The sequence below is a fragment of the Leptolyngbya sp. FACHB-60 genome (assembly GCF_014695775.1).
Lineage (GTDB): Bacteria > Cyanobacteriota > Cyanobacteriia > Phormidesmidales > Phormidesmidaceae > Nodosilinea.
On the sequence record NZ_JACJOX010000011.1, the window covers coordinates 24,696 to 37,435 of the forward strand.

The 12,740-nt window shown below is 57.4% G+C and carries 11 protein-coding genes; 6 read left to right on the forward strand and 5 right to left on the reverse strand.

What is annotated here, in order from left to right:
- The first annotated feature begins 6 nt into the window (after positions 1–6).
- The 4 genes from H6F57_RS02670 to H6F57_RS02685 all read left to right on the forward strand — a co-directional run bounded on the left by H6F57_RS02670 (position 7) and on the right by H6F57_RS02685 (position 5,687).
- Complete coding sequence (locus H6F57_RS02670) at positions 7–1,332, forward strand: mechanosensitive ion channel family protein (protein WP_190629361.1); 1,326 nt, start codon at positions 7–9, stop codon at positions 1,330–1,332.
- A 53-nt stretch (positions 1,333–1,385) separates the two neighbouring features.
- Positions 1,386–2,402, forward strand: coding sequence for an endonuclease/exonuclease/phosphatase family protein (locus tag H6F57_RS02675; RefSeq protein ID WP_190629363.1), 1,017 nt, complete (start codon positions 1,386–1,388; stop codon positions 2,400–2,402).
- Positions 2,403–2,820: 418 nt separating this feature from the next.
- Positions 2,821–4,314: a glycosyl hydrolase family 57 gene (locus H6F57_RS02680; protein WP_190629364.1), complete on the forward strand. Its 1,494-nt coding sequence runs from the start codon at positions 2,821–2,823 to the stop codon at positions 4,312–4,314.
- Between the two features lie 113 nt (positions 4,315–4,427).
- Positions 4,428–5,687 (forward strand): glucosyl-3-phosphoglycerate synthase, encoded by a 1,260-nt coding sequence (locus H6F57_RS02685; protein ID WP_190629366.1) that lies wholly within the window; start codon positions 4,428–4,430, stop codon positions 5,685–5,687.
- A 47-nt stretch (positions 5,688–5,734) separates the two neighbouring features.
- Here H6F57_RS02685 and H6F57_RS02690 read toward each other — a convergent pair whose 3' ends face one another.
- The 3 genes from H6F57_RS02690 to H6F57_RS02700 form a co-directional block, all read right to left on the reverse strand.
- Entirely contained in the window at positions 5,735–6,526 is a 792-nt protein-coding gene (locus tag H6F57_RS02690; RefSeq protein ID WP_190629367.1) for a hypothetical protein, read from the reverse strand.
- Between the two features lie 178 nt (positions 6,527–6,704).
- Complete coding sequence (locus H6F57_RS02695) at positions 6,705–6,893, reverse strand: hypothetical protein (protein ID WP_190629579.1); 189 nt, start codon at positions 6,891–6,893, stop codon at positions 6,705–6,707.
- 4 nt (positions 6,894–6,897) lie between these two features.
- The gene (locus H6F57_RS02700; protein WP_190629369.1) at positions 6,898–7,149 is read right to left on the reverse strand and encodes a TIGR03643 family protein; all 252 of its coding nucleotides are present in this window, start codon (positions 7,147–7,149) and stop codon (positions 6,898–6,900) included.
- Positions 7,150–7,443: 294 nt separating this feature from the next.
- On the opposite strand from H6F57_RS02700, the gene H6F57_RS02705 reads away from it, so the two are divergent.
- A complete protein-coding gene (locus tag H6F57_RS02705; protein WP_190629371.1) occupies positions 7,444–7,947 on the forward strand; it encodes a helix-turn-helix transcriptional regulator in 504 nt (167 codons plus the stop codon).
- An 84-nt stretch (positions 7,948–8,031) separates the two neighbouring features.
- Here the strand turns inward: H6F57_RS02705 and H6F57_RS02710 are convergent, their stop codons facing one another.
- Together H6F57_RS02710 and H6F57_RS02715 are read right to left on the reverse strand one after the other, a co-directional pair.
- Entirely contained in the window at positions 8,032–10,251 is a 2,220-nt protein-coding gene (locus H6F57_RS02710; protein ID WP_199289857.1) for a family 10 glycosylhydrolase, read from the reverse strand.
- 151 nt (positions 10,252–10,402) lie between these two features.
- Complete coding sequence (locus tag H6F57_RS02715) at positions 10,403–11,620, reverse strand: PAS domain-containing sensor histidine kinase (protein ID WP_190629558.1); 1,218 nt, start codon at positions 11,618–11,620, stop codon at positions 10,403–10,405.
- 331 nt (positions 11,621–11,951) lie between these two features.
- On the opposite strand from H6F57_RS02715, the gene H6F57_RS02720 reads away from it, so the two are divergent.
- Positions 11,952–12,737 (forward strand): response regulator, encoded by a 786-nt coding sequence (locus H6F57_RS02720; protein WP_190629561.1) that lies wholly within the window; start codon positions 11,952–11,954, stop codon positions 12,735–12,737.
- Positions 12,738–12,740 lie beyond the last annotated feature (3 nt).

Genomic DNA, 12,740 nt, shown 5'->3' on the forward strand with positions numbered 1-12,740 from the left:
AACACTATGGCTTGGGGAAGACAGAACCATTGGCGGCGGCTTTGGCTGCTGGCGCTTGGCCTAGGACTGGCCTTAGGCCTAAGCTGGCCGGTGCCCCACGCTAGACTGTCTGCCTTTGCCCAGACCACAGTAGACCCAGCGGCACAATTTTTTGCCGACGTGCTGGTGCGGGGGCAGCCCGTGTTGCAGGTGGGGGGGTTGCCCGATGTTAGCGCAGCCGACCGGGCAGGGCAAATCAACCGGCGCATTGCCGCTCTACTCAACCAGACCGATAACCCAGACCCCATTACCGTCAACGTGGATGGCGATCGCGACTTGGCTACCCTGCAAGTCAACCAGCGGGTGATCATGACCGTGACCCAGCAAGACGCGCTGGACTTTGATACCGATATGGCTACCCTGGCCCAGCGCTGGGCGAACCTGCTCAACCAGGCTATGGCCCGCACTAATTTAGCAGCGGCAGTGTCGTACCGCATTCGCGGCACCGCCCAGCAGTTGACGAGAAATACCCTAGATAATTTGCCTGCTCTGCTGGGGGCGCTGGTGGTGCTGGTGCTGACCTGGCTGCTGGCGGCGCTGGTGCGCCACACCGTGCTGGTGTGGGCCTCAAAAACCGAGGGCGATCGCACCACCGAAGAGCTGATCAGCCGCCTCTGCTACGGCGGCGTGTGGACTCTGGGCTCTGTGGTGGCCCTGGGCGTGATGGGGCTTAACTTTGCCGCCTTGCTTGGCACTCTGGGCCTGACTAGCGTTGCCATCGGCTTTAGCCTGCGCGACGTGCTGAGCAACTACATCTCTGGGGTCATTTTGCTGGCCACCCGGCCCTTTCGCATTGGCGACCAAATTGTCATCAACAATTTCGAGGGCACAGTTACTCAGATTCAGCTGCGGGCTACCACCGTGCAAACCTACGACGGTCGCCTGGTCTATATTCCCAACCAGGAGGTGTTTCAGAGCAGCATTACCAACAACACTGCCTCGCCCGTGCGCCTCAGCAGCGTCACCGTGGGCATTGATCACGACGCCGATTTGCCCGACCTGTTTAACCGCATTCAGCAGCAGATGAAACAAATTAAGGGGGTTGAGCTTGACCCCGAACCCATTGTGCTGGTGCGAGAATTGACCCCCAGCACCGTGAACCTTGAGGCGCAGTTTTGGGTGAACTCTCGAAAACAGTCGTTTTTGCAGGTGACCTCTCACGTGTTGGCCGCCATCAAGCTAACGCTGCAAGACGCCCAGTTTGCCGAAACCAATGCCCCTGAAGACATGGCGATCGAGCCCCTCTCCAATGAACCTCTCCCCAATCCCCCATCCCTTGAGCAGCGTCTATAGCCGCTGGCGGCAACGGCGCTATTCTTAAACGCACCCCCATTCAGCTGGCAGCTATGGAACGCAATCAGTTTCGCATCGGCACGTTTAATCTCAACAACCTGATGCTGCCTGATCGCGAGTTTTACCCCGGCGAAGTCCATTCTCAGGTCAACTACCTCAAAAAGCTCACCTGGATTGGGGCTCAGCTCGATCGCATGAAGGTCGATATCTGCGGCTTTCAGGAGGTGTTTCATCGGGGGGCGCTGAAAGAAGCGTTGCACCGCAGTGAATATCACCAGCAGCACGAGATTGTCATGGCCGAGGGGTTTGGGCGGGGGCCTGGGGTGGCTCTGGCCACTCGGTTTCAGGTTTTGCGGCAGCGGGTCTACGACGAGTTTCCGCCCGAGAGCGTGCTGGATTTGGAGGGGGCTGAGATCCCCATCCGGCGGTTTTCGCACCCGGTACTAGCGGTCGACCTGGCCCTGACAGAGACGATTCACTGCACCGTGTTTGTGGTGCACCTGAAGTCAAAGCGGCCCATGATGACCAACGGTGTCGATCGCAGCGACCCGGTCGAGATTGCTAAGGGCCATGCCCGCTCGCTGATTCGCCGCACCGCCGAGGCCACTGCCCTGCGGTTTTTGCTGATGGAGGGGCTGCGCGATCGCCGCTATCCGGTAATTGTCATGGGCGATGTCAACGACAACCACATCGCCGTTACCACCCAGATCGTAACTGGGCAGCCCCCGTGGGAATCCTGGCCCTACCGCAAAAAAGCCCCCGTGTGGGACGTGCTGCTCTATCAGGTCAAAGACATTCAGGCCCGACTGGGCTACGGCGACCACTACTACACCCACATTCACAACGGCCACTACGACAGCCTTGACCACATTATGGTGAGCGAAGAATTTTCGGTCCAAAACCGCGATCGCATTGGCCAGGTCACCTATGTGTCAGTGTTTAACGACCACCTGTTTGACCAAACCCTGCTAGATGAAACGATTGAACCTTGGCAGTCCGATCATGGTCAGGTGGTGGCCACCATTGAGCTCAACCCGCCCCAGTCGGCTCGCCCCCAGCTAGTGGTTTAGCGCAGTCGTCAAGCGAATCGCCAACGTGTCAGTTTCAGGCATCAGTTCCAGTTAGATAGTGCATTAAGGCTATAAAGCCCTACCCGCTGCAAAGTGTTCAGAGGCTTCAAAGTTTTTAATAGTTGGGCGGGCGGGCTTGATTGCGCTGGTGTTGCAAGGTGCACTGAGTCGTCATAGAGGCGACTCCGGGACGGAGACTCGTTCCGAGGCAGCCCCCGTTTCTGAGATGCCGTAGACTTTACGCTTCGCGAATCGCCAAAGTCACCAAAAGCCTGATCTGCTTTGGCCCGCCTACTTTGGCCCACTCTAACCACGAAATGTAAATCGCCCTAGTATAAGTGCTCCGCCCGGTGTCACACTAAATAGTGACCATAGGTTTATCCACCGCTGCTGGGTAAATCGTTTCTACGAGGTGTCTATGACCGGTGCTGTGCTCTCCCCAATAGACTGGCCCGCCCTTGAAGACGGGCTGCCCCCGCTGTCGGGTCGAGAGGCCGATATCGCCGGTATTATGGCTAACCCAGAGCCGGTGTTTTTGCCCCGCACCAACCTAAATCTGGCCGATATTTCGGCGGGCTTTGCGATCGCCCTGCACATGCACCAGCCCACCATTCCTGCCGGGGCTACGGGTGAGCTCATCAACCACCTCCAGTACATGTTTGAGCACCCTTACGACGGGGATAACCACAACGCCGGCACCTTCGCCTACTGCTACGCCCGCCTGGGCGACTTTATTCCAGAACTGGTGAATAACGGCTGCAACCCCCGCGTCATGCTCGACTACTCGGGCACGCTGCTGTGGGGCCTACAGCAGATGGACCGGCAAGATATTTTGGCTAAGCTGCGCCGTCTGGCCTGTGACCCCACCTACCAACCCTACGTCGAATGGCTGGGCACCTGCTGGGGCCACGCGGTGGTGCCCTCGACCCCCGTACCCGACCTCAAGCTGCACATTCGCGCCTGGCAGCACCACTTTGCCGCTCTGTTTGGGGCCGAAGCCCTGGCCCGCGTGCGGGGTTTCTCACCACCAGAGATGCACCTGCCCAACCATCCCGACGTGCTCTACGCCTTTGTTAAAACCCTCAAAGACTGCGGCTACCGCTGGATGCTGGTGCAAGAGCACACGGTGGAATCGGTAGAGGGGCATGGCCTGTCGCAGCCCCACCTGCCCCACCGCCTGGTCGCCCGCAACGCCCAGGGCGAAGTTGAAGAAATTGTGGTGCTGATCAAAACCCAAGGGTCTGACACCAAGCTGGTGGGTCAGATGCAGCCCTACTGGGAGGCCAAGACCTTGAGCCAAGCTGCCCTCGGCAATGCCACAGTGCCGCAGCTAGTCAGCCAAATCAGCGATGGCGAAAACGGTGGCGTGATGATGAATGAGTTCCCCAGCGCCTTTATGCGATCGTGGTACGAAATGCGCGACCAGGGGGGCGGTCATCGGGGCGTGGTGGGCTTCAACGGCACCGAATATCTGGAACTGTTGGCAGCGGCGGGGGCTGGACCAGAGACCTTCCCGATCTGTCAGGCAGTTGGGCAATCCCGTCTATGGCAGGCTATGGGTGATGCCAGCGGCCCTGAGGCAGTGGCGGGGGCGATCGCATCCCTCCGCGCCGAAGACAGCAATTTTTCAATGGAAGGCGGGTCTTGGACGGGCGATCGCAGCTGGGTGCAGGGCTACGACAACGTGCTCGACCCCATGCAGCGCCTGTCGGCCCAGTTTCACCAAACCATGGCTCGTCAACCCGAGCGGGGCGATGCCCTAGAGCGCCAGCACCGCTACCGCAATGCCCTAATTCACAATCTGCTGCTGCAAACCAGCTGCTTTCGCTACTGGGGTCAGGGCACCTGGACGGGCTACGCCGAGGAACTCTACCGTCGCGGTCAGGCCATATTGGCCCACGACTTTGCTTAAGGTGCGATCTTCTATAGACGCCTGGCGATGTTCGAGCATCGGGTAGTGATTCAGACATCTTGCGATCGCCACTTATCCCTATGATGAGACCTAGCATTTAGGGATATCAGGGTATGGACTATAAGCAAGAGCTAATCACCACAATCCACGACCTGGGATACGATTTCGAGCGTTTAGAGCAGCGTCTCACCGAACTTAGCCAAACCAACCCTACTGCCGTGCTGATTCCATCGCTCTATGAAGAGCTAGAGCGCCCGGCCCTGGCCACCATTCGCGACCACCTCAGCCACTCCCCGTTTGTCAACAACGTCATTGTCTGCCTCTATGCCGATACCTTTGAGCAGTACCGCCATGCGGTGCAGTTCTTCGAGCCGCTGCCCCAGCCCACCTTTGTCCTGTGGGAAAATGGCCCGCGCATTACCGACATTCTGCAAACCCTCAAAGACAAAGGGCTAGACCTGCTGCGGTTTAAGGGCAAAGGCCGCGCTGTGTGGCTCGGGTTAGGGGTGGCTTCTCTGCATGCAGCGGCGATCGCGCTCCACGATGCCGACATCGTCACCTACGATCGCGCCTACCCCCTCAAGCTGCTCTATCCCCTGCTAGAGCAAGACTTTGGCATTGCTTTCAGCAAAGCGTATTACGCTCGCGTAGGCGGCGATCCCCGCAGCATGCACGGTCGGGTGACCCGGCTTTTTGTTACCCCGCTGATCACCTCACTGATGGAGCTGTTTGGCTACCGCGACTACCTGCGTTATCTCGACGCCTATCGCTACCCCCTCTCGGGTGAGTTTGCCCTCTCCGCCGACCTAGCGCTGACAACCCGCATTCCCGGCAACTGGGGGTTAGAAGTAGGTCTGCTGGCCGAGGTCTATCGCAACGTGGCCCTCAAGCGCATTGCCCAAATTGACCTGGGCGTTTTTGAGCACAAACACCAGACCCTAGGCAGCTCAACCAACTCAGGGCTGCAAAAAATGTGTCGCGACATTTTGCAGTCGGTGTTTAGAACTCTGACCGAAACTGAGCAAGTGGTGATTGGCCAAGACCACATTCGCGCCCTGCGGATTAAGTACCGCCGCGAGGCCCAAAACCTCGCCCGTCAGTATTTCGTCGATGCTCGCTTCAACGGTCTAGAGTACGATCGCCACCAAGAAGAGATCACCATCGAAACCTTTGAACAGGTCATCCTTGAAGCCGGCAACCAGTACCTCGACGACCCCACCGGTACTCAAATTCCCGACTGGACTCGTGCCCTAGCTGTCATCCCCGACCTGCGTGAGCAGCTACTCGATGCCATTCTCTCAGATATGGCCCAGGCGCGATCGGCCCCAGCACCAGTGGCGGATGCCACTGCCATGGCATCCGCCGTCTATTAATCAATTGCCCATGATCACCTGTCGGTAATCAACGGGGCATGGCGTGCCTAGGCCGGTTTCTTTTTGGGCACGTTGCTAGTGCTGCTCATGCTGGCCGGTAGCTCATTGCGGCTGCGCAATGTTACGTTGGCCCCTTCGCTCGATTGTTCAATCACTAGCAGAGGGGTGGGCTTGGCTTTTTGATCCCAATGCATGTTGGCAATGCGGCCTTGGATAGTGGGCTGCCAGTGGGTTTCTTCGGCATCAGGGCTCATAAAGTTTTCAATGCATTCGACCAGCTGACCGATGGTCGAAGAAGTGGCCTGGGTCGGTAGCTTGGCCAGTCTAATTTGAATGCGAAACAGCACCCGTTTTTTTGCGATCGGGTTGTCTTGGGGAGCATACTCAACGTCAAAGATCTCATCCACCACGCGGGGCTTGCTGGCAACACCAATCAGCCCTTCTTCAGCCTGGCGGGGACGCAGAGCGACGCTAATTTTTTGCTTAACCTTGACCTTGAGCTGGTTCACAATCGACGTATGGAAATGCTCTTCGTCCATGCGCATGCGCAGGTAGTCGAGGTTAAATTCGCGAGAGTGAATTAGGTCAGGGTTTTGCTCCATCTTGCTGATGGTTTTGAGAGCTAGCTTGACCTTTTTTTGCAGCTCTTGATTTTTGTAGGATTCAAATTTGAGCTGCTTTAGCAGATGGCGCGTTTGCAGGTAAGAATAGACACCCAACCCTAGCAATAGCATTAGCAACCCCCCAGACGAGAGCATCCAAAGGTTATCAAGCTGGGGCCGACTGGCGGCGGGCGCTTGGGCAAGGGTTGAATGCACCAGAACTGTGGAAGTTTTCATGGCTATTTGCACTAGGCGATTACGGTTATACCTATAGTTCCCCCAACATAACCCGGTTTAATCTGCGTCTGTAAAGAATCGCCAAGATTTCTAATAAGCTTGAAACAAGCCTACGTGATTTTACAGCTCTCTTTCATGTTTAAAGAAAAGCAACTATGGCCATAGAAATGGGCGGGGGCTAGCTCTTTTTGGGGCGAGCTTTCCAGGTACCGCCATAGCGATAGCTGGCGTTTTGCTCGCGTTGAGTTTTTTGGCAGTGGGGGCAGGCCAATACCCAGGTTGCTCCAGGGGCGCACTGAATGCGGTACCGCACTGTTGCCGGAGCCTGACACAGATCGCAGGGCTTGGCCTGCAGATGAGATGCCACGCCTCTATTTTTGGTTAGCCGACTTAAACCGACCTAGGGCAAAGTCTCGCTTGTGCTGATGCTTGGTATTGCGCCCCGTCACCCGCTTGCGCCACAGGCGAAAACTTGAGGGCTGCATGTAGCAACGCATGATAGCAATCACCTGTTTCTCTGCTAGCCCGAACTGAATCTCAATGGCCTCAAAGGATGTGCGATCTTCCCAGGCCATTTCGATGACGCGGTCAATGATGTGTAGGTCGAACTTAGGGCGGGCCATAGGCGATCGGGAGGGGATATCGAGCAGAGTCAGCTTTGCTACCGCAACGAATCTATGGAGGCCAGCGCAACAGAGGGAAGGCTTGGCGCAGGGGCATCAGCTAGCAGCAACGATGGACCGTCAATAGCGATCGCACTTCCCCCTAAAGACAGCTGTGCTAAGGAATGCGGTGAACTGTTCAGCTCAGTAATTCTCACTGTCTTGCTAACTTTGCGGTCATTAAGTCAAATTTTTGCGTCATTATAGAGAGTCATACGGTTTACCGCTGAGATTGAGTCGCGATCGCGCCTACCTATGAAACCCGGCAGCAAATATTATCCTTTATTCAATCACCTGAAGACCTCTGGCAAAGCCGAAGTTTTGCTGACCTTTGCCGACATTGAGGCCTTGCTCGGGAACCCGCTACCTCACTCAGCTGTTGAGCGCAAAAACTGGTGGAGTAACCGCGACACCCCCGCCGCTCTCCAGGCTGGAGCCTGGGTCGGAGCGGGCTACCACGTTCACGAGATTGATGTAGAGACCAAAACCGTTACCTTTCGCAAGTTTGAGGCTCAGTACAAAATCGAGCAAAAAGACGGCAAAATCATTTGGCAGCAAGATGCCATCCGCGCCCTGCGCAAGCATATGGGCCTTACCCAAATGGAGTTTGCTGAGCAGATGGGCGTGCGCCGCCAAACCGTCAGCGAATGGGAAAACGGTGTCTATGACCCTGATCGCAGCACCGCTAAATTTCTAGAGCTGATAGCTAAACACGCCAACTTCACCGCGCCTCTACCCGAAGATCCTCAAAGCCTCTGACCGCTGTCTGCCCAGCGATCGCGACAAGCAACGGATCGCAGTTAAAGCTAGTGATTTGTTCTATTTGCTCAATGCACCTTCTGGCTAGGGCTGAGTTTTCTCCCCATGCTCTAGCAACTGTTCGATCGTCGTTAACCGATGCTGCCACGATCGCAGCCTATAGCCACTATTCGCCGTATCCACCGACATCCTTTGATTCACCGAGGTGCGTACCCTAGCCAGTCCAGCTTTCACATTTTCCAGATTGCGATGGGATGGCTCTTGGGCCAGGGCGTCAAACTTGCTGCCCAGGTCATTGACCTCGCCAATCCAAGGTTCTAAGGCATTGCGATCCATCCAGAGGCGCTGGTGGGTCAGCAGCCAGCTCCACTCGCGCTGGAGGGCAGCATAGCGGCTAGCGGCCATGGCGTAGGGGGCAGTGGGGCCAGGTGGGCTGCCACTCTGGGTTTGGGCCAGCACGGTGTTTAGTTCAGTATTTAGATCGGCGGCGGCAAACAGGGCATAGCCGGGGGTGGGCAGGTCGCGGCTGGCCTGCATCTGGTCGAGGGTAGCGGCATTCGACAGGTTCAGCAGCCGAATCGCCGGGATTACCAGGGTTGAGCCAAAGGATTCATTCACCAGCCAGGGGGAAACAATGCGCTCAAAGCGGCTGGTGTCACCCGCGTAACTCATCAGCACAATCCAGTCGAGGTAGTCGGCTCTGGCCCAGGCTCCCCAGTCTTGCTGAATGCGCTGTAGTCGCTCGTGCTCAGGATTGGCAAACACCGCCGCCGACATCACCAGGCCGGGGTGCTGCCGCCGTAACGTGCTGGAGATGGTTTGCACAAACGAGGTGACTTGCTGCACGCGAAACTCGTTCCAGCGCTCCCAGAGCACCTGCTGCTGAATTTGCTGATTGCGCCCCATGGCATTGTCGGGCCGGGGATTAATAGTGGCGGGATCGACGCCGGTGATGCTCTGAAAGCGCCAGCGAGCAACTTCGCCATAGCCGTAGGTGCGGTTGGCTCCAGGGTCTTGAAAGGGGTAGCGAATGTAGTCGAGGTGCAGACCATCAACCTCATAATTGGTGACGATTTCGGTCATCAGCCGGGTGAGGTAGCTGCGCACTTCGGGGTTGGCGGGGTCTAAGAAAGGCTTGTCTTGTCCCCGGGGAATCAGGCTGCCGCTGTTGTCGTAGGCGGCCCAGCTGGGGTGCCGGGAAATTAGCGGGCCGGGGTAGTTGGCAGGCTGGTTGAGCAAGCGATTGTGGCGCTGGTTGCCCGCCGCAAACACCCACACCCAGGCGTGCAGGGTCATGCCCCGCTGGTGAGCCAAATCTACAGCGGCGGCGAGGGGATCCCAGCCTTGGGTAAGGGGATTTTGCTCGGGGGCCACCTGGCTGGGGTAGATGGTATAGCCCGCGTTCACAGTTTCAAAGAAAACGGTGTTGATGCCGGCGGCAGCTAGTTTGTCGAAAATTTCGCTCAGCCCCTGGGGCGACTTGGCCCGCACAATGGTGCCGCGATCGAGCCACATGGCGCGAATCTCCCCCTGGTTAATGGGGCGCTCGGTGGGGAAGTTCTCCCATAGGGCGGTGCGGGCGGCTAGCCAGCGATCGCGTACCTCTCTGTGCTTACCGGCCGCCAGCAGCCCATCCCAATCGTTTAAAAGCCGCTGGGCCTCGCCTAGGGTAGGGTGCAGATAAGCTCCCCGGCCCCCGGCCACATTCACCTGATCGGCGGCAGCGGTGAGCACGGGTGAGCGATCGGGCAGGGCCAGCGCCGTGGGTGCATCCAGCGAGTTGGCCATGATCAGGGCGCTCTCGAAGCGGCCAATCAGGTTGTTGAGTTCCTGCTGCATGGCCAGAAACACGACTGGGCTGGGGGGCCGCCCCGTGGGCGATAGCTCAATCACCGCCGGAGCGATCTGCTCAGCAGGGTCACCCGAGGTGGGGCTGGGCGCTTCTACTGTGCCATTGTCTGAATTGATGGGCTGAACTACCCGGGGCCGCTGGGAGGGAGGCAGTGGCGGCGACAGTGGCACCTCGGTGGGCCGCCGTCCGGGACGGGGAGCAGGCGATGGCTCAGCGGTGGGAACCAGGGGAAAGCTCTCTACCTCAGAATCGTCAGTGAGTTCGAGGAAGAGCCCTAGGTTGTCGGGGAGGGCGGCGGCGCTGGCAGGCTGGTTTTGCCCAGATGGGGTCTCGGCCTGGGCAAAAACCCGCAGCATGGGGAGACCCACCCCGACTAACCCAGCAATGGCTAAAGATCGCCCCCAAAGGGCCATCGCGACCAGTAAAAGGCCCTTGCCCGACTGCTGTGTCACAATGTCATCCCTCCATCACACGGCGATAATTGTGGCACAGGCTAGCCCATTCGGTACTGAACCAAAGGCGATCGCCCCAAAGCCGATACAGAGCGGATCCAGATGCGATTCGATCAGCTCCAGGCTCTCTGCCACCTCTTCAGTAAGCCCATTACGCTGGCAGGCTAACCGTGAAGGTAGTCCCCACTCCCACCCGACTGGTGACCTTGATGGTGCCCTGCTGGAGCTGCACAAACTGTTTCACAATGCTCAGCCCCAAACCCGTTCCTGGAATGTTGCTAACGTTTTGACCCCGGTGAAAGGGCTCAAACAGCTGCCTGCGATCGCCCGCAGGAATGCCAATGCCCTCATCCTGCACCTTGATGATGACCTGGCCTCGCTGTTTGGCCAGCTTTAGCCAAATGGGGCGATCGCCTGGGGTGTAGCGAATTGCGTTCGACAGCAGGTTGCTGAGGATCGATCGCAGCAGCCGCTCGTCTAAACAGGCCAACATCTGACGACTGCGGCAGCCAAACTGAATCGGGCACTGGGGTCGCCGGTAGCCGCCTTCGGTCAGCAGCTCCTGGCAAAAAGCCACCAGATCTAACGGTCTGGGGTTGACCTCCAGCACCTTGGCCTCGATCTTGCCAATCACCAAAATGTCGTCGATCATCTGGGTCATGCGCTCGACGTTGGCGTTGATGGTGAGCAGGTAGTCGGCTTTTTCGTCAGGGCGCAGCTGGGTGTCGTAGCGGTTGAGCGACGACACCGTCAGCGCAATGTTGTTGAGCGGGTTGCGAAACTCGTGGCAGACCATGGAGACAAAGCGCGATCGCATGTCGCTCAGCTGCCGCAGCTGTTGGTTGGCGTTTTGCAACTCGGCGGTGCGCTCCTGCACCTTTTGCTCTAGCTCCTCGTTAGCCCGTTGCAAGATCTCCTCGGCCCAGCGCCGCTGGGTAATATCGCGAAAGGTCACCACCGTGCCAATCAGACGCCCCTCTTCATCACGCATGGGGGTGCTGATATATTCCACCGGAAAGCTGGTGCCGTCTTTGCGCCAAAACACCTCGTTGGTCACCCGCCGCACACTGCCGTCTTGAAATGCGGCGTAGATCGGGCAGGCCTCCCGCTGGTAGGGGCGACCATCGGCCAGGGAATGGTGCATCACTGCGTGCATCGACTGGCCGATCAGCTCGTCGGTTGACCAGCCAATCATGGCGGCAGCAGCGGGATTGACAAAGGTGACGTTGCCCGCCATATCCAGCCCGTAGATGCCCTCGCCCACGGCATTGAGAATCAGCTGGTGCTGGTGGCGCAGGTGCTCTAGCGGCCCCAGGGGTGCAGTGGGAGAAGCAGCCTCTCTAGGGGGTAACCAATAGGTTTGGGTCATCTTGGGAGCGATCGCCATAAAACATCTTGCTAGCTCCAGGGAAAGTCAACCCTCAATCCAGCCCGTCGGCCAAGGAGAACGTATCACCCTATACAACGGGCAGTTCCCCTAAGGTTTACTACAGAACTGTAGAGCAATTAACTGCCCTCAATAGTAGCGGCAAGCGTCTGTGATTTAAATTGAAAATTTTTGAATTTCAGCTCGAATTTGATACCTATATGAGCTGTATTAATCTTGCTTATCACAGCAGATTTTGACAATCAATTTGACCTAATAAATCTAGCGCCTAAACACCACAGCAAGCACCATCAATCTGACAACGAGAATGACTGTGAAGACTATTCTCATCATCGAAGACGAGACGCAAACTCGCCATCTTTTTCTCAAATGCTTAGAGTTTGAGGGGTTTCGTGCCGTGGGTGCCAGTGACGGCACCACCGGGGTAGCCATGGCCCAACAGCACACCCCAGACTTAGTGGTGTGCGACATCATGATGCCGGATATGGATGGCTATTCGGTGCTCTCTGCTCTACGCAAAACCAGGCAAACGGCGCTGATTCCCCTCATCTTTCTCACCGCCAAGGTCACCATGGCCGACCTGCGCCGGGGCATGGTGCAAGGGGCTGACGACTACTTGACCAAACCCTGTACCGTCGAGCAATTTTTGGCTGCTATCAACAGCCGCTTGCATCGCCAGAAGCAGCTCTCAGAGCTTTACACCGACGGGGAAAATCTCCCTCAAGAACTTCCTCCTCCTCTCTCATCGACTAACATCTTCCCCACCGACCCCAGGCTGGCCAGCGTCTTTTGCTTTATCGAAGCCCGCTACCGACAGCCGATTACCCTCAACGATGTGGCTCAGGATGCGGGCTACTCCCCGGCCTACCTGACTAATTTGGTACAGTCACACACCGGGCGTACGATCAAGCAGTGGATTATTGAGCGCCGCATGGCCGAGGCCAAAACGCTGCTGGCCACTACTGCCAACAGCGTTCGCCAAATTGCCGAAGCTTCAGGCTATAACGATGCGGGCTATTTCACTCGCCAATTTCGTCAGTTTCACGGCGTTTCTCCCCAAGCATGGAGACGAAGTTCTGTATCAGAATTAACAGATTAGCGC

What these genes read in the sequence shown, in the direction of transcription:
- H6F57_RS02680 (WP_190629364.1), top strand. Translation starts at nt 2,821, where the DNA reads ATGACCGGTGCTGTGCTCTCCCCAATAGACTGGCCCGCCCTTGAAGAC.
- H6F57_RS02675 (WP_190629363.1), top strand. Translation starts at nt 1,386, where the DNA reads ATGGAACGCAATCAGTTTCGCATCGGCACGTTTAATCTCAACAACCTG.
- H6F57_RS02690 (WP_190629367.1), bottom strand. Translation starts at nt 6,526, where the DNA reads ATGAAAACTTCCACAGTTCTGGTGCATTCAACCCTTGCCCAAGCGCCC.
- H6F57_RS02700 (WP_190629369.1), bottom strand. Translation starts at nt 7,149, where the DNA reads ATGGCCCGCCCTAAGTTCGACCTACACATCATTGACCGCGTCATCGAA.
- H6F57_RS02685 (WP_190629366.1), top strand. Translation starts at nt 4,428, where the DNA reads ATGGACTATAAGCAAGAGCTAATCACCACAATCCACGACCTGGGATAC.
- H6F57_RS02715 (WP_190629558.1), bottom strand. Translation starts at nt 11,620, where the DNA reads ATGACCCAAACCTATTGGTTACCCCCTAGAGAGGCTGCTTCTCCCACT.
- H6F57_RS02705 (WP_190629371.1), top strand. Translation starts at nt 7,444, where the DNA reads ATGAAACCCGGCAGCAAATATTATCCTTTATTCAATCACCTGAAGACC.
- H6F57_RS02670 (WP_190629361.1), top strand. Translation starts at nt 7, where the DNA reads ATGGCTTGGGGAAGACAGAACCATTGGCGGCGGCTTTGGCTGCTGGCG.